Below are 20,914 nucleotides of genomic sequence, written 5' to 3' on the forward strand. Positions count from 1 at the left end.
GGTGTTGTACGCCCCCGATGACCGGATCGGCGCGGGGACGCACCGGGGGATCCCGATAGGTTTGGGGGCGTGTCCCTGGTCGCCGCCGCCGTCTGCCCCCACCCACCGTTGATCGTGCCCGAGCTGGCCGGCGCCGCCGCGCCCGAGCTGGACGACCTGCGCGCCGCCGCCGACGCCGCTGTGGCCCGGCTGCTCGCCGCCGGCCCCGAGGCGATCCTGCTCGTCGGCGGCGGGCCGGAGACCGTCCGGTTCAACGCCGCCGACTGGGGCTCCCTGCGCGGCTTCGGGCTCGACCGGCCGGTGCGGCTGTGGAAGATCTCCTGCTCCGGCGGGGAGCGCCTGCCGCTGAGCCTGACCGTCGGCGCCTGGCTGCTCAACCGCTCCGGCACCGAGCTGCCCCGCCTGGCCCGGTCGGTGGCGCACGACGCCACACCGGCCGAGTGCGCGGAGTTCGGCGCGAGCCTGATCGACGACGACGATCCGCGGGTCGCGCTGCTCGTGCTCGGCGACGGGTCCGCCTGCCGGGGCGTCAAGGCGCCGGGGTACGACGATCCGCGCGCCGAGGCGTACGACGAGGGGGCCGCCGCGGCCCTGGCCGGCGCGGACGCCGATGCGTTGCTCGGCCTGGACCCGGGGCTGTCGGCGGAGCTGAGGGTCGCCGGGCGGGCGCCGTGGCAGGTGCTGGCCGGCGCGGCCCGGGCGGCGGGCGGCGACTGGCGCGGCGAGCTGAGCTACCACCGCGCCCCCTACGGCGTCGCCTACTTCGTGGCGAACTGGGAGCGGGCATGACGGTCGTGGCGGTGGTCGGGCCGACCGCGGCCGGGAAGTCGGCGCTGAGCATCGCACTGGCGCACGCGCTCGACGGCGAGGTGGTGAACGCCGACTCGATGCAGCTCTACCGGGGCATGGACATCGGCACCGCGAAGCTGACGCCGGCCGAACGCGAGGGCGTGCCGCACCACCTGCTGGACATCTGGCCGGTGACCGTGCCGGCCAGCGTCGCCGAGTACCAGACGTTGGCCCGCGCTGCGGTCGACGACATGCTGGCGCGGGGACGGGTGCCGCTGCTGGTGGGCGGCTCCGGGCTGTACGTGCGGGCGGTGCTGGAGAAGTTCGAGTTCCCCGGCACCGACCCGGCGCTGCGGGAGCGGCTGGAGGCGGAACTCGCCGCGGTGGGCCCCCTGCCGCTGCACGCGCGGCTGACCGAGGCCGACCCGGGCGCGGCGGCGAGCATCCTGCCCACCAACGGGCGGCGGATCGTGCGGGCGCTGGAGGTGATCGAGCTGACCGGCGCGCCGTTCACCGCGTCGCTGCCGTCGCCCACGCCGTACTACCCGTCCGTGCAGCTCGGCGTGGACCTGGACACGGCACTGCTGGACGAGCGGATCGCGCTGCGGGTGGACCGGATGTGGGCCGACGGCCTGGTCGACGAGGTGCGGGCGCTGGTCGGCGAAGGGCTGCCCGAGGGGCGGACGGCGAGCCGGGCGCTCGGCTACCAGCAGGTGCTGCGGTTCCTCGCCGGAGAGCTGACCGAGGCGCAGGCGCACGAGGAGACGATCCGCGCCACCCGCCGGTTCGTGCGGCGGCAGCGCTCCTGGTTCCGGCGTGACCCGCGCGTGCACTGGCTGGATTCGGCGTCGCCCGCGTTTCTCGACACTGCCCTGCGGGTGGTCGCCGAGCATCGGCCATGATGGGGGCGTGGAGTTCACCAAGGGTCACGGCACCGGCAACGACTTCGTCATCCTGCCCGACCCGGACGGCACCCTCGACCTGACACCCGGCCTGGTCGCCGCGCTCTGCGACAGGCGGCGCGGCCTCGGCGGCGACGGCGTGCTGCGTGTCGTACGCGCCGCCAAGCACCCCGAGGGCGTCGCGCTCGCCGGTGAGGCCGAGTGGTTCATGGACTACTGGAACTCCGACGGCTCGTTCGCCGAGATGTGCGGCAACGGGGCCCGCGTGTTCGTCCGCTACCTGCTGGACCGTTCGCTCACAGCCCCGTCGGGCGGGACGCTGCCGATCGCGACCCGCGCCGGCCTGGTGCGGGCCCGCGTCGAGGGCGAGGACGTGGCGGTCGAGATGCGCCGCCCCCGGCTGTACGACACGGCCACCGCCACGCTCGGCGGGCTGACGCTGCCCGGCACCGCCGTGGACGTCGGCAACCCGCACCTGGTGTGCGCGCTGCCCGCCGCGCTGGAGCTGACGGCCCTCGACCTGACCCGCGCGCCCGAGGTGGACGCCTCGACGTTCCCGTCCGGGGTGAACGTCGAGTTCACTACGCCGGGCGAGCCGGTCGACGGCACCGACGGGCACGTGCTGATGCGGGTGTACGAGCGCGGCTCGGCCGAGACGCTGTCCTGCGGCACCGGCGCGTGCGCGGTGGCGGCGGTGGCGTTGCGCGACGCCGGCCTGGACACCGGCACGATGACTGTGGACGTGCCAGGCGGGCGTCTGACGGTCACCGTGACAGCCGATTCCTGCTGGCTCTCCGGCCCCGCCGTCCTGGTGGCGACAGGCACCCTGACCCCCGCCGCCCTGCACCCGTAGCCCGCGCCCTGCCCCGGCCCGCCCCGCCCCGGCCCGGCCCGGCCCCGCCCGGTGCCGCCCGCCCTCCCGCCCCCGTGATCAAGGAGTTTGTGGCGGATTCCCGGTGCTTCGGTGACGCGAACTCCTTGGTCAACACGCGCATGGTGAGTGGTGTCGGCGGCCCTGGCAGCCGTGGCCCCCGCTTCCGCCGGCGCACGGTCGCCCAGCGTGATCAACACCAGCTCGGCGAAGTGGTCATATCGCGGAGCCTCTGATGCCGCCACTTCGGGGAACTGGTGTTGATCAAGGGTGATGATGCCGCCACTTCGGGGAAGTGGAGTCGATCAAGCTGCGGTGCGTCAGGGGGTGGCGCTGGCGTTGGCGGCGATCTCGGGGAGGTCGGCCGGGCCCGGGTCGGCCGCCGGGGCCGGCGTCGCGGCCGGGTTCTGCGCGGCGGCCCGTACCGCGGCGGCCACGGCCGGGGCGACCCGGGAGTCGAAGACGCTCGGCACGATCACCGTCGGGTTGATCTTGTCTTCGCCGACCACGTCCGCGATGGCCCGCGCGGCGGCGAGCGCCATCTCCTCGGTGAACTCCTCGGCGTGCGCGTCGAGCATGCCGCGGAACACGCCGGGGAAGGCGAGCACGTTGTTGATCTGGTTCGGCTGGTCCGAGCGGCCGGTGGCGACCACCGCGGCGTACTTGCGCGCCTCCCGCGGGTCCACCTCCGGGTCGGGGTTGGCGAGCGCGAAGACGATCGAGTCCTTCGCCATCGCGGCGACGTCCTCGCCGGTGAGCAGGTTCGGCGCGCTCACGCCGATGAACACGTCCGCGCCGCGTACCGCCCCGGCCAGGTCACCGGAGTAGTTCTCCTTGTTGGTGTTCTCGGCCAGCCACTGCCAGGCCGGGTTGAGGTCCGGCAGTCCGCGGTGCAGGGCGCCCTGGCGGTCGTACGCGATGATGTCGCCCACGCCCTGGCGCAGCAGCAGCTTCATGATCGCGGTGCCGGCCGCGCCGGCGCCGGAGACCACGACCCGGACGTCCGCGAGCTGCTTGCCCACGACGCGCAACGCGTTCGTCAGCGCGGCCAGCACGCAGATCGCGGTGCCGTGCTGGTCGTCGTGGAAGACCGGGATGTCCAGGGCCTCGCGCAGCCGGGCCTCGATCTCGAAGCAGCGCGGCGCGGCGATGTCCTCCAGGTTGATGCCGCCGTACGCGGGCGCGATCGCCTTGACGATCGCCACGATCTCGTCGGTGTCCTGGGTGTCCAGCACGACCGGCCAGGCGTCCACCCCGCCGAAGCGCTTGAACAGCGCCGCCTTGCCCTCCATCACCGGCAGCGACGCGGCCGGCCCGAGGTTGCCCAGGCCGAGCACCGCGGTGCCGTCGCTGACCACGGCGACGGTGTTGCGCTTGATGGTGAGCCGGCGCGCGTCGGCCGGGTTCTCCGCGATCGCCATGCAGACCCGGGCCACGCCCGGGGTGTACGCGCGGGACAGCTCGTCGCGGGTGCGCAGCGCGACCTTCGGGGTGACCTCGATCTTGCCGCCGAGGTGCAGCAGGAAGGTGCGGTCGGAGACCTTGCGGACGTCCACCCCGTCGAGCGCGGTGAGCGCGTCGACGACCTGGTCGGCGTGGCCGGCGTCGGCGGTGTCGCAGGTGAGGTCGACGATCACGTGCGCGGGGTCGGAGTCGACCACGTCCAGCGCGGTGACGATGGCCCCGGCCTCACCGGCGGCGGTGGTGAGCCGGCCGATGGAGGAGGCGTCGGCGGGTACCGCGATCCGGATGGTGATGGAGAATCCGGCACTCGGCAGTCGGGTGTTGGCCACGAGAAACTCCTCCGTCGGCGCTGAGCGGCTCGACTGGCATTTCTACTCGCCCGCCCAGGTCGCCCGGCATCCGCCCCCGCTACCCGTCGGTAGCGTCACGGGCATAACACAGGTGCGTCCGGCGTTGTCACATGTCAGGATTGCTGTCACGCGCCGAAAATTCTCGGCGTTGCCCAAAACGGACAGGAGACGCATTTGCGCGAGCAGGAGACCTTCCATCCCTACACCGACGACGAGTTCGACGCCACCACCGGCGAGTACGAGCTGTCGGAGCGGCAGGCGCTGCGGCGGGTCCCCGGCCTCTCCACCGAACTCACAGACATCACCGAGGTCGAATACCGTCAGCTCCGGCTGGAGCGGGTCGTCCTCGTGGGGGTCTGGACCGAGGGCACCCAGTCCGACGCCGACAACAGCCTCACCGAGCTGGCGGCGCTGGCCGAGACGGCCGGTTCGCAGGTGCTCGAAGGGCTGATCCAGCGTCGTCACCGGCCCGACCCGGCCACGTACATCGGCCGCGGCAAGGTCGACGACCTGGGTGCGGTGGCGCTGTCCACCGGCGCCGACACGATCATCTGCGACGGTGAGCTGTCGCCGTCGCAGCTGCGCAACCTGGAGCAGCGCACCAAGGTCAAGGTGGTCGACCGGACCGCCCTGATCCTCGACATCTTCGCCCAGCACGCCAAGAGCAAGGAGGGCAAGGCGCAGGTCGAGCTGGCCCAGCTCGAATACCTGCTGCCGCGCCTGCGCGGCTGGGGCGAGACGCTGTCCCGGCAGACCGGTGGTAGCGGCCGCGGCGGTGGCGCCGGCGGCGGCGTGGGTCTGCGTGGTCCCGGTGAGACCAAGCTGGAGACCGACCGGCGGCGCATCCGCCACCGCATCGCGCGGCTGCGCCGCGAGATCAAGAGCATGGCGACGGTACGCCAGACCAAGCGCGCCCGGCGTACCCGTAACGCGGTTCCCGCGGTGGCCATCGCCGGCTACACGAACGCCGGCAAGTCCAGCCTGCTCAACCGCCTGACCGGGGCGGGTGTGCTGGTGGAGAACGCGCTGTTCGCCACGCTGGACCCGACCACCCGCCGGGCCACCACGTCCGACGGCCGGCTCTACACGCTGTCCGACACGGTCGGGTTCGTCCGGCACCTGCCGCACCAGATCGTCGAGGCGTTCCGCTCGACGCTGGAGGAGGTCGCCGACGCCGACCTGGTCGTGCACGTGGTCGACGGCACCCACCCGGACCCGGAGGAGCAGGTCCGGGCGGTACGCGAGGTGCTCGCCGAGGTGGGCGCGGACCGGCTGCCGGAACTCCTGGTGGTGAACAAGACCGACGCCACCGACGAGGAGACGATGCTGCGGCTCAAGCGGCTCTGGCCGGACGCGGTCTTCGTCTCCGCCCACAGCGGGCGCGGGATCGACGAGATGCGCGAGGCCGTCGAGCGGCGGCTGCCCCGGCCTGCGGTCGAGGTACGCGCGGTGCTCCCGTACGACCGGGGTGACCTGGTCTCCCGGGTGCACCGGCAGGGTGAGGTGCTCAGCACCGCGCACCTGCCCGAGGGCACGCTGGTGCACGTGCGGGTCAGCGAGGGTCTGGCCGCGGAACTCGCGCCGTACCGGGCGGGTGACCGGCTGACCAGCGACGAGCGGGTGGGCGCCGGGCGGTGAGCCGTCCGGCGTCACCCGCCGGAAACCCGCGCCGTGCGACACTGAGCGTCATGCGGCACGTTGTCTCCTCGGTCACGCTCGCGCTCGGCCTGGTCGGCGCGGTCGTGGCGCCGGCCGGGCCGGCCCCGGCGGCTCCCGCCGCGGCCCCCGTGCTGGCCGCGGCTCCCAAGAAGAAGTGCACTGTCGAGGACAATCGCCTCCGCGAGCTGTCCGGTCTGGTGGCCACCAGCAACGGGTACGTCGTGATCAACGACGGCTCGGACGACCCCAGCCGCAAGCGGGTGTTCTACCTGGACACCAAGTGCAAGGTCGACAAGGAGGTCCGTTACTCCGGTGACGGGCCGCTCGACACCGAGGACCTCGCGCTCAGCCCGGACCGCAAGACCCTCTGGATCGCCGACACGGGCGACAACGTGGAGAAGAAGACGCGCCGGGAGCGGGTAGCGGTCTGGACGATGCCGCTGAGCGGCTCGAAGCAGCCGGTGCTGCACCGGCTCAGCTACCCGGGCAAGGAGCCGCACGACGCGGAGGCCCTGCTCGTCGGCGACGACAACATGCCGCTGGTGATCACCAAGGATCTCTCCGGCAAGTCGGAGATCTTCACCCCGACGGCGAAGCTGAAGGCGAGCGGTGACACCGAGCCGATCCCGATGAAGAAGGTCGGCGAGGTCACGCTACCCCCGACCAGTACCGAGAACAGGTACGGTCGGCCAGGGCGTTTGCTGGTCACCGGCGCCGCCCGCTCGCCCGACGGCAGCAAGGTCGTGCTGCGCACGTACGCCGACGCGTTCGAGTTCGACGTGGCCGGCGGCGACGTCGTCAAGGCGATCACCACCGGCAAGCCCCGGGTCACCCCGCTGGCCGACCCGTTCGGCGAGGCGATCTCCTACACGCCGGACGGCAAGACGTTCGTCACCGTCTCCGACGGCGGCACGCTCGACGAGTCGGATCCGATCGACATCCTCAGCTACACCCCGTCGACCACCGGCGCCGAGGCGCTGCCGAACGGCGGCAAGGCCGAGACCAAGGCGTCCGCCGAGAAGTCCTGGCTCGAAGGGCTCTCGCTCGACGAGATCACGTACCTGATCGCGGCGGTCGGAGTGCTCGGCGCGCTTCTGGTCGGCGCGGGCGTCTTCGGCATCCTGCGGGCACGGCGCAAGCCGGCGCCCCGGGCGCCGGCCGACGAGCCCGAGCACAGCGGCGAGTTCCCGGTGAACAACGGCTTCCCGTCGGGCGAACGGCCGGACGCCCCGCGCGGCGGTGTCTACGGCGGCGGTCAGGGCGGCGTCTACGGCGGCGCGGCCAACGGCGACCGCCCGGCGTCCGGCGGTGTCTACGGCGGTGGCCGGCAAGGCGGCGGCGTGTACGGCGGCGGCCCTCAGGACGGCGGTCGCGGCCAGGGTGGTGGCCGTCCTCCGGGCGCGGGCCGTCCGCAGGGCGGCGGCGTCTACGGCGGCGGCGGAGCCCCGGCCGGCGGCGGAGGGCGCGGAGGCGGCGTCTACGGCGGCGGAGGCCAGGGCGGACCGGGCGCAGGCCAGGGCGGTCCCGGTCGTGGCGGCCCGGGTGGCGGCGGCCAGGGCAGTCCGGGTCGTGGCGGCCCGGGTGGCGGCTACGGCGGCGGCCCGGGCGGGGCCGGATACCGCGGCCAGCCGAACGGCGGCGGGCCGCGCGCGGAGGGCGGCCGGGCCGAGCCGCCGCGCCGCGGACAGGAGCCGCGTGGCGGGCGTCGCGACGGTTACGACGACCAGGGCCGGTACGGCCCGGTGTCCGGCGGTGGCCGGGAGTACCGCGGCGATCGCTACTGAGACGACACGGAAAAGGGGTGACCGGCGACGGTCACCCCTTTCGCTGCTGTCGGTCAGATGCGGCGCAGGACCGCCACCACGCGGCCCATGATGGTGGCGTCGTCACCGGGGATCGGGTCGAAGGCCGGGTTCTGCGGCATCAGCCAGACGTGCCCGTCCCGCCGCCGGTAGGTCTTCACCGTCGCCTCACCGTCGAGCATGGCGGCCACGATGTCGCCGACCTCGGCGTTCGGCTGCTGCCGGACGACCACCCAGTCACCGTCGCAGATCGCCGCGTCGAGCATCGAGTCGCCCTTGACCTGGAGCATGAAGACCTCGCCCTCACCGACCAGCTCGCGGGGGAGGGGGAAGATGTCCTCCACCGCCTGCTCGGCCAGGATCGGCCCACCGGCGGCGATGCGGCCCAGCATCGGCACGTACGCCGGGGCGGGCCGCTGCGCGCGGGCCGCCTCGTCGTCCGCCTCGCCCGGCGCGCGGACGTCGACGGCGCGCGGACGGTTCGGGTCGCGGCGCAGGAAGCCCTTCTTCTCCAGCTCCTTGAGCTGGTAGGCGACGCTGGACGGGGACACCAGCCCGACCGCCTCGCCGATCTCGCGCACGCTCGGCGGGTAGCCGTGGCGCTCGACCCAGTTGCGGATGAACTCCAGGATCCGCCGCTGCCGGGCGGTCAGGTCGACGGTCGCCGGGTCGGGGAAGCTGCTCACCACCGGGGTGACCGGACGCACCGCCGCGGGGGCGGTGCGGCTGCGGGCGGTGCGGGGGCGACGGGTCGCCGGAGGACCCGCCCCGTCGTTCGGCTGCGGGTTCTTCTGCCGGCTGGCCCGGTCCTCGGTCACGTCCGTCCCTCCCTGGTCGGCGCTGGGGTGCCTCGTCGGCTCGTGGTGCGTGTGGTCTGACCGTATAGGTGAGATCGGCCATTTTCAAACATCTGTACGACCTGCTGTCGGCGTGTCGCGCCGAATTCCTGGATTTCCGAACTGGTGTTCTGATAGAAGAGTACGCCGCTCGAACGGATGTTCTATCCCGGCCGCCCGTGACTAGCACGGGAGGCCGTCCGTTGGGCTCCTCGGTGGCGTCGTGCCGGGCGTGATCCTGATGACGCGCCGGACACGCCCGCCAACTTGACCTCGCTTGGGGTTCGGCATACGGTCGACCCCTAGATGTAGTAGTCACACGGGCGTAAGTTGCCTACAGGTTGGGTTCGACTACCGAACGCACTCCCGCACCGCGCACTCGGCGACGGTCATCGGACGATGGCCCCGCCGTGTCGACGCGTGCCCGGGAGCCGGTAGGTGTGCCCGCGATCGACGGAGGAGGTCGGGCGAATGCGGTGTCCGTACTGCCGGCACGCCGACTCCCGGGTGGTCGACTCGCGGGAGGCCGACGACGGCCAGCTCATCCGGCGGCGACGGTCGTGCCCGGAGTGCGGCAAGCGGTTCACCACCGTCGAGGAGGCGGTGCTCGCGGTGGTCAAGCGCAGCGGGGTGACCGAGCCGTTCAGCCGTACGAAGATCATCGGTGGGGTGCGCAAGGCGTGCCAGGGGCGCCCGGTCGACGACGACTCGATCGCGCTGCTGGCACAGAAGGTCGAGGAGACCGTGCGGGCCAAGGGGGCGGCCGAGATCCCCAGCCACGAGGTGGGCCTGGCCATCCTCGGCCCGTTGCGTGACCTCGACGAGGTGGCCTACATGCGGTTCGCCAGCGTCTACCGGTCCTTCGACTCGCTCGCCGACTTCGAGCGCGAGATCGAGACGCTGCGGGCCGCCGCGCGCGCCCGGGAGGGCGCCGGTGCCGGTGCGGCGGACGCCGCCGGCGCGATCAGCTGACATTCACGGGTTTCTGACAGGCACACGAGGCGCGGTGGGTGACCGTTGCCGACGAGGGGGGCGAGGGCGTGACGACCAGCAAGTCACGGAACAAGGCCGGGGCGGGGCTGAAGATCGAGCGCGTCTGGACGACCGAGGGGGTGCATCCCTACGACGAGGTCGCCTGGGAGCGCCGCGACGTCGTCATGACGAACTGGCGGGACGGCTCGATCAACTTCGAGCAGCGCGGGGTGGAGTTCCCCGAGTCCTGGTCGGTGAACGCGGCGAACATCGTGACCACCAAGTACTTCCGGGGCGCGGTGGGGACCCCGGAGCGGGAGTGGTCGCTGCGGCAGCTGATCGACCGGGTGGTCGAGACCTACCGCACCGCCGGTGAGGAGTACGGCTACTTCGCCACCCCGGCCGACGCCGAGGTGTTCGCGCACGAGCTGACCTGGATGCTGCTGCACCAGGTGTTCAGCTTCAACTCGCCGGTGTGGTTCAACGTCGGCACGCCGTCGCCGCAGCAGGTCAGCGCCTGCTTCATCCTCTCCGTCGACGACTCGATGGACTCGATCCTCGACTGGTACAAGGAGGAGGGGCGGATCTTCCAGGGCGGCTCCGGCGCCGGGGTCAACCTCTCCCGGATCCGTTCCTCGAAGGAGCTGCTCTCCTCCGGCGGCACCGCCTCCGGTCCGGTCAGCTTCATGCGCGGCGCGGACGCCTCCGCCGGCACCATCAAGTCCGGTGGCGCCACCCGGCGCGCGGCGAAGATGGTCATCCTCGACGTGGACCACCCGGACATCGAGGAGTTCGTGGCGACCAAGGCGCGCGAGGAGGACAAGATCCGCGCGCTGCGGGACGCCGGGTTCGACATGGACCTGGGCGGCGCCGACATCGTCAGCGTGCAGTACCAGAACGCCAACAACTCGGTCCGCGTCTCCGACGAGTTCATGACCGCGGTGGAGAACGGCGGCGGCTTCGACCTGCGCGGCCGGCTCGACGGGCAGACCATCGAGACGATCGACGCCAAGAAGCTGTTCCACACCATCTCCCAGGCGGCCTGGGAGTGCGCCGACCCGGGCCTGCAGTACGACGACACCATCAACGACTGGCACACCTGTCCGGAGACCGGGCGGATCACCGCGTCGAACCCGTGCTCGGAGTACCTGCACCTGGACAACTCCTCGTGCAACCTGGCCTCGCTGAACCTGATGAAGTTCCTCCGCGCCGACGGCGGCTTCGAGGTGGAGAAGTTCGTCAAGTCGGTCGAGTTCGTCATCACCGCGATGGACATCTCGATCTGCTTCGCCGACTTCCCGACCGAGAAGATCGGTGAGACCACCCGCGCCTACCGGCAGCTCGGCATCGGGTACGCCAACCTGGGCGCGCTGCTGATGGCCTCCGGCCTGCCGTACGACTCGGAGCAGGGCCGGGAGGTGTCCGCCGCGATCACCTCGCTGATGACCGGCACCGCCTACCGCCGTTCCGCCGAGCTGGCCGGCATCGTCGGCCCGTACGACGGCTACGCCCGCAACGCCGAGCCGCACAAGCGGGTCATGCGCAAGCACGCCGCCGCCAACGACGCGATCAAGGCGACCGGCACCGTGGCCACCGCCGTGCAGCGCGAGGCCACCAAGCAGTGGACGCTGGGCAACAAGCTCGGTGACAAGTTCGGCTGGCGCAACTCGCAGGCCAGCGTGCTCGCCCCGACCGGCACCATCGGCCTGATGATGGACTGCGACACCACCGGTGTCGAGCCGGACCTGGCACTGGTGAAGTTCAAGAAGCTGGTCGGCGGCGGCTCGATGCAGATCGTCAACCAGACCGTGCCGCGCGCCCTGCGCAGCCTCGGCTACCCCGAGGAGCAGGTCGAGGCGATCGTCGAGCACATCGCCGACCACGGCCACGTGGTGGACGCCCCGGGCCTGAAGCCGGAGCACTACCCGGTCTTCGACTGCGCCATGGGCGAGCGCTCGATCGCGCCGATGGGTCACGTGCGGATGATGGCGGCCGTCCAGCCGTTCATCTCCGGCGCCATCTCCAAGACGGTGAACATGCCGGAGCAGGCCACCGTCGAGGACGTCGAGAAGATCTACTTCGAGGGCTGGAAGCTCGGCCTCAAGGCGCTGGCGATCTACCGGGACAACTGCAAGGTCGGCCAGCCGCTGTCGGCCGCCAAGCCGAACAAGGCCACCGCCGAGACGCAGGCCCCGGCCGCCGAGGTCGAGAAGGTCGTGGAGAAGGTCGTCGAGTACCGCCCGGTGCGCAAGCGGCTGCCGAAGAAGCGCCCGTCGCAGACGGTCTCCTTCTCGGTCGGCGGCGCGGAGGGCTACCTCACCGCCTCGTCCTACCCGGACGACGGCCTCGGCGAGGTCTTCCTCAAGATGTCGAAGCAGGGCTCGACCCTGGCCGGTGTGATGGACGCCTTCTCGGTGGCCATCTCCATCGGTCTCCAGTACGGCGTCCCGCTGGAGACGTACGTCAGCAAGTTCACCAACATGCGCTTCGAGCCGGCCGGCATGACCGACGACCCGGACGTGCGGATGGCCGCCTCGGTGATGGACTACATCTTCCGTCGCCTGGCGCTGGACTTCCTGCCGTACGACCGCCGCGCCGAGCTGGGCATCTTCACCGCCAAGGAGCGCGCCGCCCAACTCCGGGCCGAGGCGGAGGCGGAGGCGAGCGGTGCGGACCTCACCGCGATGGCCGCCTCCGCCCCGGTCGAGGCGCCCGAGCCGAAGACCGGCCCGATCGCGCAGCCGGCGCAGGAGATGGCCGACGCCGCGGCGGTGAAGCCCGCGCCGTCGGTGGGTTCCAGCACCGAACTGCTGGAGGCCGTGATCGGCAAGGCCGCCGACGCGCCGCTCTGCTTCACCTGCGGCACGAAGATGCGGCCCGCCGGTAGCTGCTACGTCTGCGAGGGCTGCGGCTCCACCAGCGGCTGCAGCTGACGAAAGCAACGAGCCCCGGGCGTTGGCGCGCCCGGGGCTCGTGAGCCGGGATGGAACCCGACCTGTTTCCTTGCAGAGACAGATCTTCGCTCCTCCCGGCTCGGTCAAGCAAGTTAATCGAGTAGGAGTGGAGAAAGTCATGGCTGATAAGGCCAAACCTGTTCATGTCGTCCCTCGCGACGGCGAGTGGGCTGTGGTCCGGGAGGGAAATCAGCGGGCATCGTCGCTGCACCCGACTCAGGCGGAAGCCGAGAGGGCTGGGCGGCCAGTAGCCCGGGCGGACCAGACGGAGTTCTACCTTCACGGCAGAAACGGTCAAATCCGTGAGCGAGACAGCTACGGAAACGATCCGAATCCGCCCCGTGACTCACGCTGACTAGAAGGCCGGGGCGTACGCGAAGGCGTGCGCCCTGCTTGCCCTCATTCGTCCTCGCGGCTGGCTTAAGGGCCAGCGGTGAAGTGTGTGTACCGGCAGGTCCGGGTTCAGGGCAGAGTCCGGAGGAACGCCTGCCATGCCTGACGCCCGAAGCGTAGAACGGGACCGGCCGCATCCTTGCTGTCGCGGATCAGGATGTTCTCGCTGACGGCGGCAACCTCTACGCACGCGCCGCCGTTGTTGTCGCTGCGACTCGACTTGCGCCACTTGAGGCCGAGGCGATCCGGGCTTGTCACGGCCACCTCCAGTTCCGTCAGCGTGCCAGCTCATCCGCCAGTTGCCGGATGAGCTTGCGCGACTCTACCGGCCCGAGCGCGGCGGCACGGAGCCGGTCCCACAGCCGAGTGTAGGCCCGCACCGCGTCCGGTCGGTCGAGGTAATCCGCGTCCGTGAACGTCTCTACGTAGATCACATCCGAGCCGGCGTCGTCGCCGAAGCGCAGGATGATGAAGTTGAAGGACGCCGTTTCGTAGGTCTGCGCGTCGAAGGGGAAGACCTGGAGCGAGACGTTCGGCTGGTTGCTCACCTCCACGAGGTGGCGGAGTTGGTCGCTCATGGTGTCGACGTCACCGATGTTCCGCCGGAGCGCGGATTCGCTCAGGATGAAGCTCAGCTCCGGGCCGCCGTCCTGACGCAAGATCGCCTGCCGCTCAAGTCTGATGGCAACCGTTCGGTCCAGATCCTCGTCGTTGGGGCGCGGGTGGGCGGTGGCGTTCATCGCGCGGATGTAGGGCTCGGTCTGGAGGATGCCGGGAACGACCTCCGGTTGGTACCAGCGGATCTCCGACGCGTCACCCTCAAGGTCGAGGTACTGGCGGAACCAATCGGGTACGGCGTTGCGGTATGTGCTCCACCGCCCTCGCTGGCGCCCGGCACGAGCGAGTTCCCGTAACGGCTCGGCTTCCTCGCCCGTAACGCCGTACAGGTCGAGCAGGAGATGCAGGTCGGTCAGCTTGATGCCCGACTGGCCCAGCTCGATGCGGCTGATCTTGCTCGCTGCGGCATCGATGACTGCTGCCGCCTCGTCCTGCGTCCTGCCGGCGTGCTCCCGAGCCCGCTTGAGCGCGAGTCCGAGCCGCCTGCGCTGGATTGTCGGGTTGACCATCGGCTGATTATCGCCCTCCGCATCGAGATGACGCGACACGCTCGGCAGGGTTCCAAAACAGGAGTCCAACTTTTAGTCTAGTTGGACTTCCAAATTGGAAGTCTAAATTTGGGAGGCGGCATGCGCGCTCGTGTGTCGTACGAGGAGTACGTGGTGGCGGTCGCGCTGACCCTCGCCCGGCGGCACCGTCCGGTGTGGTCCTGGCGGCGGTGGCGGCGGATCTGCCGCTGCGGTGCGGAACTGCCGTGCCGCGTACGCCATCGCATCCCGATCCGTCGCGGCCACTGGCCGGGAGAGGAGCAGACGTGACGGAGTCGCAGGTCCGGCAGATCCTATCGGTGCACGTACCCGGCCTCGACGGCTTCTGCACGGGGTGCCGGGCATGGTGGGCGCGCCTGTCTCCGTACCCCTGTCAGCAGGTCGAATGGGCGGCCCGCCGGCAGGCGCGGACCGCCACCCGGCGCTTCCTGGACGGCCTCCGGTGACCACCCACGGGCCGGTTCTTCCGGTGTGGAGCTGCGGTGGGTGTGGCGCTCCGTGGCCCTGCCCGACGCGGCGTCGTGAGCTGCGGGCCGAGTTCGCCGGAGCGCCGGTGTCGTTGGGCTTGTATATGGGGTCTTATCTGGTGTGGGCGGCGGAGGATCTGACCTGGGTGCCGGCCGGGGTGTTGCATCAGCGCTTCCTCGGGTGGGTGCGATGAGTGTCATTCGGCCGGGCGACGAACGGTTTCATTACTGCGACGGCTCGCACCGGTGGGTGCCGCTCGATCCTGACTTCGACCAGGAGGTCTGGGAGGCCATGGTGCGCGAGCACCAACAGCGGCACCTGGAGGAGATCTCCCGGGGACTTCGTCCCCGTCGGCCGAAACGGCCGTAGTGCCCACTGTCACAGACCATCGTGTACGCGAGCTGGAATGCTCGGGGGATGAGCACGACCGACATCTATCGGGTCTTCGCCGAGCGTGAGACACGCGGCGTGTCCCCGGCGTACGAGCGGTTGTCGCGGGCGGTCGCCGGTGACCCGGAGCTGCTCGCCCTGCTCGACACGCTGCCACCGGCCAAGCGTCAGCCGAACCTGCTGTTCGGGGTGGTGCGGCTGCGCGGCGGGCCGGTGGACGACCCGGCGGCGTTCCGCGCGTACGTGATCGCGCACTGGCCGGACGTCGCGGCGCAGATGCGGGTGCGGGCGACGCAGACGAACGAGGCGGGGCGCTGCGCGGTGCTGCTGCCGGTGCTCGCCGCGTTGCCGCAGCCGCTGGCGTTGCTGGAGGTGGGCGCGTCCGCCGGGCTGTGCCTCTACCCGGACCGGTACGCCTACCGCTACGGCGACCGGCAGGTCGGCGAGGGCGAGCCGGTGCTCGACTGTGACCTGACCGGCACCGATCCGCCGCGGCGGCGCCCGGAAGTGGTGTGGCGGGCCGGGCTGGACGTGAACCCGCTCGACGTCACCGACCCGGCCGACGTGGCCTGGCTGGACGCGCTGATCTGGCCGGAACACCGGCACCGCCGGGAACGGCTGCGCGCCGCGGCTGCCGTCGCGGCGGCCGATCCGCCCCTGCTGGTACGCGGTGACCTGGTCGACGACCTGCCGGCGCTGGCAGCGCAGGCTCCGGCCGGGGCGACGCTCGTGGTGTTCCACAGTTCGGTGCTCTACCAGGTGCCGCCGCCCCGCCGGGACGCGTTCACCGCGCTGGTCCGGACGCTGCCCGGCCACTGGATCGCCAACGAGGACCCGTCAGTCCTGCCCCACGCCGACTTGCCCGAGCCGCCCGCCGAAGGCTTCCACAACGTCCTTGCCCTCGACGGCCGCCCGTTCGCCTGGACGACAGGCCACGGCCAGTCCCTCACCTGGTTCCGCTGACCCACCCGCCCCGCCCGGCCCGCCCTGTCCCGGCGCGCGGCGATCATGAAGTTGGCGGTGCGACACGCCGACGCGACGGCCGCCAACTTCATGGTCAACGAAGGTCGGGCAGGTCGGGCAGGTCGGGCAGGCGGTGAACTAGGGTCGGCGGGCGTGACCGAACCTGCCTGGCTGGTCGAGACGCGTGCCGCCTACGACACGGTCGCCGAGGACTACGCGCGGCTGCTGCCCGATGTGGTGGAGCCGCCGTTGGACCGGGCCCTGCTCGCCGCGTTCGCCGAGACTGTCGGGCCGGGCCGTCCCGTGCTGGAGGTGGGCTGCGGCACCGGTCGCGTCACCGCCCACCTGCACCGGCTCGGCCTCGACATCTGCGGCGTCGATCTGTCGCCCGGCATGGTGGCGGTGGCCCGCCGCGCGTACCCGGACCTGCGCTTCGAGGTCGGCTCGCTCGCCGAGCTGACCGCGCCCGACGGGTCGCTGGCCGGGCTGGTCTCCTGGTACTCGGTCATCCACCTGCCACCGGAGCTGCTGCCCGAGGTGTTCGCCGGTTTCCATCGCGTGCTCGCTCCGGGCGGTCACCTGCTGCTCGCGGTGAAGGCCGGCGACCGGCTCGACCGGCGGACGCAGGCGTACGGCCACCAGGTCGACCTCGACGTGCACTGGTTGCCGCCGGATCGGCTGGCCGCACAGGTCGCGACGGCCGGGTTCGCGGTGTCGGCGACGACGGTCCGCGCGCCGGTCGGCGGCGAGCGGCAGCCCCAGGCGTTCCTGCTCGCGCAGCGTCCGGCCGACTGAACTCTCCGGCAGCACTCAGCCGACACCCGACCTGTACCGCACGTGAGGGTGGGGCAGCGAAGAGTGGTCGCCCTGGCTAGGGTTGACGATCTCGGCGGAGGGAGACGTCATGCGCGCCCGGGTGCTCCTCGCGTCGATGCTGCCGTTGATCTGGGGCGTTGCCGCCGGCTGGTGGACCCCGCGCGGGCCCGGCACGGTGGGCGCGGCACTCGTCTCCGTCGCGGTGAGCCTCGCCGTCGGGCTGGCCGCCGGGTGGCTGAGCCGGTCCCGCTGGTTCATGCTCGTCGCGCCGGTGATCTTCGCGGTGGCCGTCGAGCTGGTCCGGCTGCGGCTGCGCGGGCCGACCGTCGACCGTCCGCGCCTGTCCGGCTTCGGCGTCGTGGCGCTGCTCGCCGGCCGGGGCGTACACGGTCTGCTGAGCTTGTTGCCGCTGCTGGTCGGTGCCGCCTACGGCGCCGGACTGGCTCGCCGCCTCGACGCGGTGCCGCCGCGCCGGCCGGTGCCGCGCCGGCTGGGCCGGATCGGCGTCGGTCTGCTGGCCGCGCTGCTCGCGCTGGTCACCGTCGGCGCGGCCGTGCCGGGCCGCACCGACCCGATCCCCGGCGGCATCGCCCGCTTCGACACCGTCGACTCCTCCGGGCGCGAGCTGGGCCTGCTGATCAGGGGTACGGACCGCAGCGCCCCGGTACTGCTCGTGGTGCCCGGGCCACCGGGCGGCTCGGAGATCGGCGGGGTTCGCCGCCATCTGCCCGAACTGGAGCAGCGCTTCGTGGTGGCCGTGTGGGACCGTGCCGGCGGGCCGCGGTCCTGGTCGGGGTTCCGCGCCCCGTCGGACTGGCGCCTGGACGACGAGGTGGACGACCTGGTCGCGGTGGCCCGGCACCTGCGGGAACGGCTCGGCCGGGATCGGATCCACCTGGTCGCGCACTCCGGCGGCACCATCGCCGGCCTGCTCGCCGTGCGACAGCACCCGGAGCTGTTCGCCGCCTACGTGGGCGTCGGGCAGGTGGTGAGCCTGCGCGAGGCCGATCGCAGCCAGTACGCCGACACCGTGGCCTGGGCCCGCCGCACCGGCCGGACGGCGCTCGCGGACCGGATGACGGCGCAGGGCCCGCCGCCCTACCGCGACGTCTGGGCGTACGAGCCGTTGCTGACCAATGAGGCCGGGGCCTTCCCGGTCGACCGGGAAGGCGCGAGCGAGGACGAGACCGGGACCGTCGGCAACCTGGGCGTGTCCGAATACAGCCTGCTGGAGAAGGTGCACCTGTTCGGGTTCCTGGACGGCTGGGACGTGCTGTACCCCCGGTTGCAGGAGGTCGACTTCCGGCGTGACGTGCGGCAGCTCGCCGTGCCGGCGTACTTCGTGGACGGCGCGCAGGAGGTGCCGGGCCGGCTTCGCCTGTTCGACGAGTGGTACGCGCAGCTTCAAGCACCGCGCAAGGACCATCTGGTGATCCCGCGCGCCGGGCACCGTTCGATGTTCGAGCGGCCCGACGCGTTCGTGCCGTACCTGGAACGCCTCCGGACCGACGGCGGCCCGGGCGGCAACTAGGGCGGGCAGGGCGTCCGTAGACTTCAGCGGTGCGTGACGAGCTGGCGGGACGGCCCCTGACCGAACCCCACCCGTCCCGGTTGTCGCCGGATCACCCCGGGCGGGAACGCATCCTCGTCGCGCACGCGGCCGCGCTCGCCGCCGGGGAGGCCGGCTACCTGGACCCGGAGACCGGGCTGTTCGTGCTCAGCGCCGGGTTCCTGGCCCGGCGCGGCACGTGCTGCGGGCGAGGCTGCCGGCACTGTCCGTACGTGGCCGATTAGGGGGCTTCCGTCCCCGCTGGGGCACGCCGTACGGTGTCCGACGGAACTCCGGCGGGTCGGACCCGCCGCCGACCGCGGAGGTCTCCCGTGCGTGCACGTACCTGGCTGGCCGTTCCGGCCGTCCTGCTCGCCGCCGGCTGCGCCGACGAGGCGCCGACCCAGTCCGGGCCGCCGGCCCCGCCTCCGCCGGTGCCGGTCGCGGCGGCGTCCTCGGGCGGGGCGTGCCGGCTGCTCGACTTCGCGGTGATCGCCGAGCACACCGGCGGCACGTTCGACGTGGCGGCGGCCACGGAGCGGGGCGACACCCACACGTGCGTGGTCCGGGCGGCCGGGGCGGTGCTGCCGGAGCTGACGCTGTCGGTGACCGAGACGTCGATCGACGCGGCCACGTTCGCCCTGGACGTGCAGCCGGGCGGCGCGGCGAAGATCAGCAAGCTGGGCAAGGCCGCCTACCGGCGGACGCTGCCCAAGACCGCGAAGTCCGGCCCGGCCGCCGAGGTCGGCTGGCTGGCCACCGAGGGACGGCTGGCCACCCTGCGCTGGACCGCCCCGGCCGGCACCGCGAAGGCGGAGGCGGACAAGACGGCCGGCAAGCTGGTCACGCTGGCCAAGGTGATCGACACCAGGCAGCTCTGATCGCGGGTCGCACCAAGGCAGCTCTGACCGGAAGCCGGCCTCAGCGGGCCGCGACGAACACCCGGGACGCCACCTCGCGGGGCAGGCGGACCCGGTCACAGGAGCGGTCGATGGAGACGGCGTCGCGTTCCTGCGCCACAGTCACTGTCGCGCCCGGGTCGACGCCGGCGGCGTGCAACTGCCGGAGCACGTCCGAGTCGGTCTGCACGCTCTCGCAGATCCGCCGCACCACGACCGGGCCGGACAGGCCGGGGAAGGCCAGGTTGCGCTCGCCCTCGACGGCGTCGGCAAGCGTCTGGCCGGGGTCACCCAGCTCCGCCAGGCCCGGGATCGGGTTGCCGTACGGCGAGCGGGTCGGGCGGTTGAGCAGGTCGAAGACCCGCTTCTCCACCGCGTCGCTCATCACGTGCTCCCACCGGCAGGCCTCTTCGTGGGCCTCCTCGTAGGGCATCCCGATCACGTTCACCAGCAGCAACTCGGCCAGCCGGTGCTTGCGCATCACCGACACGGCGGTGTTGCGCCCCTGCGGCGTGAGAGTCAGGTGCCGGTCGCCCTCGACTGTGAGCAGGCCGTCGCGCTCCATGCGGGCGACGGTCTGGCTGACGGTCGGACCACTCTGCTTCAGCCGCTCGGCGATGCGGGCACGAAGCGGCGGCACCCCCTCCTCCTCGAGTTCGAGGATGGTGCGCAGGTACATCTCGGTGGTGTCAACAAGGTCGTGCTTCACGTCTGCGGCCTCCTGGGCTCCGATGGTACCCGCTCCCACCGACCGTCGACGCAGGCGAAGCCGGAGGTGGCGGGCCGAATGGTGTTGACTGGGCCGCATGGCCGCCACCACAGACCTGCTGGTCGAGCCCGACCGGCTCGCCGCCGAACTCGATCATGCCGACCCGCCGACCCTGCTCGACGTCCGCTGGCGGCTGACCGGCCCGCCCGGGCGCGACGATCACACCGCCGGTCACCTGCCCGGCGCCGTCTTCGTGGACCTGGACACCGAGCTGTGCGGGCCGCCCGGCGCCGCCGGGCGACACCCGCTTCCGGACCCGGCGGCGTTGCAGGCCGCGCTGCGGGCCGCGGGCGTCCGCGCCGGTCGTCCCGTGGTGGTGTACGACGGCGGCGACGGCATGTCCGCCGCCCGCGCCTGGTGGACGCTGCGCTGGGCCGGGCACCGGCAGGTGCGGGTGCTGCACGGCGGCTTCCCGGCCTGGACGGCAGCCGGCCTGCCGGTCGACACGAGCGTGCCCGCCCCGGTCCCGGGCGACGTGACGGTGGCGCCCGGCGCGTTGCCGGTGCTCGACGCCGCCGCTGCCGCCCGGCTCGCCGCCGCCGGGCCCGGCGTGCTGATCGACGTACGGGCCGCGCCGCGTTACCGGGGCGAGCACGAGCCGGTCGACCCGGTCGCCGGGCACGTGCCGGGCGCTGTGAACCTGCCCGCACCGGAGTACGTCACGCAGGGCCGGTTCCCCGCCGCCGAGGCGCTCCGGGAGCGGTTCGCCGCCGCCGGGGTGGACGCGGACGCGCCGGTCGGTGCGTACTGCGGCTCCGGGGTGACCGCCGCGCAGGCCGTGCTCGCGCTGCACCTGGCCGGTCGCCCGGACGCCGCGTTGTACGTCGGCTCGTGGAGCGAGTGGGTGGCCGACCCGGACCGTCCGGTCGCGACCGGTGGCACGTCCGGCCGGTGAGCGTACG

Annotated in this window: 22 protein-coding genes; 17 read left to right on the forward strand and 5 right to left on the reverse strand. The window is 72.3% G+C overall.

Translation table 11 applies throughout. From position 1 onward, the window contains the following. Nucleotides 1-69 precede the first annotated feature (69 nt). The 3 genes from MICAU_RS32370 to dapF are packed head-to-tail and all read left to right on the forward strand — an operon-like array spanning nt 70 to nt 2,544. Entirely contained in the window at nt 70-789 is a 720-nt protein-coding gene (locus MICAU_RS32370) for a class III extradiol ring-cleavage dioxygenase family protein (protein ID WP_013284744.1), read from the forward strand. Further along, nucleotides 786-1,691: a tRNA (adenosine(37)-N6)-dimethylallyltransferase MiaA gene (miaA, locus tag MICAU_RS07750; protein ID WP_013284745.1), complete on the forward strand. Its 906-nt coding sequence runs from the start codon at nt 786-788 to the stop codon at nt 1,689-1,691. The genes MICAU_RS32370 and miaA overlap by 4 nt, the downstream gene beginning before the upstream one ends. 7 nt (nt 1,692-1,698) lie before the next feature. Beyond that, nucleotides 1,699-2,544, forward strand: coding sequence for a diaminopimelate epimerase (gene dapF, locus MICAU_RS07755; protein ID WP_013284746.1), 846 nt, complete (start codon nt 1,699-1,701; stop codon nt 2,542-2,544). A 338-nt stretch (nt 2,545-2,882) separates the two neighbouring features. Here the strand turns inward: dapF and MICAU_RS07760 are convergent, their stop codons facing one another. Further along, the gene (locus MICAU_RS07760; RefSeq protein ID WP_013284747.1) at nt 2,883-4,355 is read right to left on the reverse strand and encodes an NAD-dependent malic enzyme; all 1,473 of its coding nucleotides are present in this window, start codon (nt 4,353-4,355) and stop codon (nt 2,883-2,885) included. Between the two features lie 195 nt (nt 4,356-4,550). On the opposite strand from MICAU_RS07760, the gene hflX reads away from it, so the two are divergent. Together hflX and MICAU_RS32645 are read left to right on the forward strand one after the other, a co-directional pair. Further along, on the forward strand, nt 4,551-6,014 hold the full coding sequence (gene hflX / locus MICAU_RS07765; RefSeq protein WP_013284748.1) for a GTPase HflX: 1,464 nt from the start codon (nt 4,551-4,553) through the stop codon (nt 6,012-6,014). 50 nt (nt 6,015-6,064) lie between these two features. Continuing rightward, entirely contained in the window at nt 6,065-7,819 is a 1,755-nt protein-coding gene (locus MICAU_RS32645; RefSeq protein ID WP_013284749.1) for a hypothetical protein, read from the forward strand. 53 nt (nt 7,820-7,872) lie between these two features. Here the strand turns inward: MICAU_RS32645 and lexA are convergent, their stop codons facing one another. Beyond that, entirely contained in the window at nt 7,873-8,655 is a 783-nt protein-coding gene (gene lexA / locus MICAU_RS07775; RefSeq protein ID WP_013284750.1) for a transcriptional repressor LexA, read from the reverse strand. Nucleotides 8,656-9,144: 489 nt separating this feature from the next. Here lexA and nrdR point away from each other — a divergent pair, with 489 nt between their 5' ends. The 3 genes from nrdR (at nt 9,145) to MICAU_RS33630 (ending at nt 12,954) form a co-directional block, all read left to right on the forward strand. Further along, complete coding sequence (gene nrdR, locus MICAU_RS07780) at nt 9,145-9,645, forward strand: transcriptional regulator NrdR (RefSeq protein ID WP_013284751.1); 501 nt, start codon at nt 9,145-9,147, stop codon at nt 9,643-9,645. 38 nt (nt 9,646-9,683) lie between these two features. Continuing rightward, nucleotides 9,684-12,578, forward strand: a complete 2,895-nt coding sequence (locus MICAU_RS07785) for a vitamin B12-dependent ribonucleotide reductase (RefSeq protein ID WP_013284752.1) — start codon at nt 9,684-9,686, stop codon at nt 12,576-12,578. A gap of 139 nt (nt 12,579-12,717) precedes the next feature. Then, nucleotides 12,718-12,954 (forward strand): DUF2188 domain-containing protein, encoded by a 237-nt coding sequence (locus MICAU_RS33630; RefSeq protein WP_013284753.1) that lies wholly within the window; start codon nt 12,718-12,720, stop codon nt 12,952-12,954. Nucleotides 12,955-13,061: 107 nt separating this feature from the next. Here MICAU_RS33630 and MICAU_RS31735 read toward each other — a convergent pair whose 3' ends face one another. Then, complete coding sequence (locus MICAU_RS31735; protein ID WP_013284754.1) at nt 13,062-13,250, reverse strand: DUF397 domain-containing protein; 189 nt, start codon at nt 13,248-13,250, stop codon at nt 13,062-13,064. Nucleotides 13,251-13,267: 17 nt separating this feature from the next. Further along, nucleotides 13,268-14,158 carry a DUF5753 domain-containing protein gene (locus MICAU_RS07790; RefSeq protein ID WP_145754706.1) on the reverse strand — a complete coding sequence of 297 codons (891 nt, stop codon included), beginning with the start codon at nt 14,156-14,158 and terminating at the stop codon, nt 13,268-13,270. Nucleotides 14,159-14,239: 81 nt separating this feature from the next. Between MICAU_RS07790 and MICAU_RS07795 the strand changes: the two genes are divergently transcribed. The 8 genes from MICAU_RS07795 (at nt 14,240) to MICAU_RS07830 (ending at nt 19,225) form a co-directional block, all read left to right on the forward strand. Then, a complete protein-coding gene (locus MICAU_RS07795) occupies nt 14,240-14,428 on the forward strand; it encodes a hypothetical protein (protein WP_013284756.1) in 189 nt (62 codons plus the stop codon). Next, entirely contained in the window at nt 14,425-14,604 is a 180-nt protein-coding gene (locus MICAU_RS07800; protein ID WP_013284757.1) for a hypothetical protein, read from the forward strand. The genes MICAU_RS07795 and MICAU_RS07800 overlap by 4 nt, the downstream gene beginning before the upstream one ends. Nucleotides 14,605-14,815: 211 nt before the next feature. Then, on the forward strand, nt 14,816-14,995 hold the full coding sequence (locus MICAU_RS31740) for a hypothetical protein (protein WP_013284758.1): 180 nt from the start codon (nt 14,816-14,818) through the stop codon (nt 14,993-14,995). Between the two features lie 48 nt (nt 14,996-15,043). Further along, a complete protein-coding gene (locus tag MICAU_RS07810) occupies nt 15,044-15,979 on the forward strand; it encodes a DUF2332 domain-containing protein (RefSeq protein WP_013284759.1) in 936 nt (311 codons plus the stop codon). Nucleotides 15,980-16,132: 153 nt separating this feature from the next. Then, nucleotides 16,133-16,774 carry a class I SAM-dependent DNA methyltransferase gene (locus MICAU_RS07815; RefSeq protein ID WP_013284760.1) on the forward strand — a complete coding sequence of 214 codons (642 nt, stop codon included), beginning with the start codon at nt 16,133-16,135 and terminating at the stop codon, nt 16,772-16,774. A 109-nt stretch (nt 16,775-16,883) separates the two neighbouring features. Next, on the forward strand, nt 16,884-18,326 hold the full coding sequence (locus MICAU_RS07820) for an alpha/beta hydrolase (protein ID WP_013284761.1): 1,443 nt from the start codon (nt 16,884-16,886) through the stop codon (nt 18,324-18,326). 29 nt (nt 18,327-18,355) lie between these two features. After that, a complete protein-coding gene (locus tag MICAU_RS07825) occupies nt 18,356-18,589 on the forward strand; it encodes a DUF5522 domain-containing protein (RefSeq protein ID WP_013284762.1) in 234 nt (77 codons plus the stop codon). A gap of 87 nt (nt 18,590-18,676) precedes the next feature. Continuing rightward, on the forward strand, nt 18,677-19,225 hold the full coding sequence (locus tag MICAU_RS07830; RefSeq protein WP_013284763.1) for a hypothetical protein: 549 nt from the start codon (nt 18,677-18,679) through the stop codon (nt 19,223-19,225). A gap of 40 nt (nt 19,226-19,265) precedes the next feature. Here the strand turns inward: MICAU_RS07830 and MICAU_RS07835 are convergent, their stop codons facing one another. Next, nucleotides 19,266-19,952 carry an iron-dependent transcriptional repressor DtxR gene (locus MICAU_RS07835; protein ID WP_013284764.1) on the reverse strand — a complete coding sequence of 229 codons (687 nt, stop codon included), beginning with the start codon at nt 19,950-19,952 and terminating at the stop codon, nt 19,266-19,268. Between the two features lie 97 nt (nt 19,953-20,049). Here MICAU_RS07835 and MICAU_RS07840 point away from each other — a divergent pair, with 97 nt between their 5' ends. Then, nucleotides 20,050-20,907, forward strand: coding sequence for a sulfurtransferase (locus tag MICAU_RS07840; RefSeq protein ID WP_013284765.1), 858 nt, complete (start codon nt 20,050-20,052; stop codon nt 20,905-20,907). The last annotated feature ends 7 nt before the right edge of the window (nt 20,908-20,914 follow it).

It is taken from the genome of Micromonospora aurantiaca ATCC 27029 (assembly GCF_000145235.1).
GTDB lineage: Bacteria > Actinomycetota > Actinomycetes > Mycobacteriales > Micromonosporaceae > Micromonospora > Micromonospora aurantiaca.

What these genes read in the sequence shown, in the direction of transcription:
- MICAU_RS33630 (WP_013284753.1), top strand. Translation starts at nt 12,718, where the DNA reads ATGGCTGATAAGGCCAAACCTGTTCATGTCGTCCCTCGCGACGGCGAG.
- MICAU_RS07795 (WP_013284756.1), top strand. Translation starts at nt 14,240, where the DNA reads ATGCGCGCTCGTGTGTCGTACGAGGAGTACGTGGTGGCGGTCGCGCTG.
- MICAU_RS07840 (WP_013284765.1), top strand. Translation starts at nt 20,050, where the DNA reads ATGGCCGCCACCACAGACCTGCTGGTCGAGCCCGACCGGCTCGCCGCC.
- MICAU_RS32645 (WP_013284749.1), top strand. Translation starts at nt 6,065, where the DNA reads ATGCGGCACGTTGTCTCCTCGGTCACGCTCGCGCTCGGCCTGGTCGGC.
- MICAU_RS07810 (WP_013284759.1), top strand. Translation starts at nt 15,044, where the DNA reads ATGAGCACGACCGACATCTATCGGGTCTTCGCCGAGCGTGAGACACGC.
- nrdR (WP_013284751.1), top strand. Translation starts at nt 9,145, where the DNA reads ATGCGGTGTCCGTACTGCCGGCACGCCGACTCCCGGGTGGTCGACTCG.
- miaA (WP_013284745.1), top strand. Translation starts at nt 786, where the DNA reads ATGACGGTCGTGGCGGTGGTCGGGCCGACCGCGGCCGGGAAGTCGGCG.
- MICAU_RS31740 (WP_013284758.1), top strand. Translation starts at nt 14,816, where the DNA reads ATGAGTGTCATTCGGCCGGGCGACGAACGGTTTCATTACTGCGACGGC.
- MICAU_RS07820 (WP_013284761.1), top strand. Translation starts at nt 16,884, where the DNA reads ATGCGCGCCCGGGTGCTCCTCGCGTCGATGCTGCCGTTGATCTGGGGC.